This is a genomic window from Sphingopyxis flava, assembly GCF_900168005.1.
In the GTDB taxonomy this organism is placed as follows: domain Bacteria; phylum Pseudomonadota; class Alphaproteobacteria; order Sphingomonadales; family Sphingomonadaceae; genus Sphingopyxis; species Sphingopyxis flava.
This window is the reverse complement of record NZ_FUYP01000110.1, coordinates 1-1,121: the sequence shown is the minus strand read 5'-3', so window position 1 is coordinate 1,121 and position 1,121 is coordinate 1. Positions and strand designations below refer to the sequence as shown.

The 1,121-nt window shown below is 63.9% G+C and carries 1 protein-coding gene; it reads left to right on the top strand.

Annotated elements, in window-relative coordinates; all coding sequences use genetic code 11:
• A partial coding sequence (locus B5X69_RS20745; RefSeq protein ID WP_245798834.1) for a TrbI/VirB10 family protein occupies positions 1 to 1,048 on the top strand: 1,048 nt, incomplete at its 5' end.
• Positions 1,049 to 1,121: the final 73 nt, after the last annotated feature.

Sequence of the window (1,121 nt, the reverse complement as noted above, 5' to 3'; positions counted from 1 at the left end):
CACCCTGGAAATGGCGCCACTTGAAATCCGTCATCGTTCCGTCCGTCCAATCTCCGCCAAGCATGCTCAAGCTTCACGATTTTTGCAACAGAGCCCAGCGGACGGGAACAGCGGGCGCTTGGTGACGGGAGTTCGCAGGGTCAATAATGCGCCGCTGCTGATCGTCCTCGGCATTGTGGCGCTGTTCATCGCCATCGTGGTGTCGATTATGATTGATCGCTCCTCGGACAATGCAGCGACCAAGGTTCAACCGGCTGTCGGTCAAAGCTCGGCCGATGTTGCGAACAAGGTTGCGGGGACCGCTCCAAGCGGTGCTGCGGAAGTCATGGCGAACGCGCCCCCGCTGCCGCCTGCCGATGGCATCCCGGTCGCGCCGGTCGATCCCAATGCGCCGCCAACCGTCACCGCCTCGCCAGCGCAACCCAACGGCCCCACGGCGGCCGATCTGCGCCGGGCACGCATGGAAGCGATACGCGAAGCACGCCTTGCCCAATTTGGCAGCGCCGTGCGCTCTCCTACCGCCCTGAAATGGCAGGACGGCCGCAATGGGGCATCCTCTGGCGCTGGCGGCATGAGTGGCGGCGCTGATCCGGCAACCCAGCTCGTCGCCCTGCAACAGCAAATGGCCGCTGCAATGGCGCAGGGCCGCCAGCCCTCGGCCTCCGACATTGCCACCCTTACGGCCCTGTCAAACCAAGTGGCCGGGGGAGGAGCCGGAGCCGGGCAGGGTGCCGCCAATGCCCGCCCGCCTGCCAACTATGGCCAGTTCGCCAACAATGCGGGTGGCAATCGCTGGGCCTCGAACAGCCAAGTAGAAGCGCCCTCCCGCTACCAGCTCCGCGCGGGCTTCGTAATTCCCGGCACGCTGATCTCCGGCATCAACTCGCAAATACCGGGGCAGATTGTCGCGCAAGTTTCCCAAAACGTGTTCGATACCGCGACGGGCCGCTATCTCCTGATCCCGCAAGGCTCCCGCCTTGTCGGCGCGTATGATTCCAACCCGGTCTTTGGGCAGACGCGCGCGCTGGCTCTGTTGCAAAAATCGTGAAGCTTGAGCATGCTTGGCGGAGATTGGACGGACGGAACGATGACGGATTTCAAGTGGCGCCATTTCCAGGGTG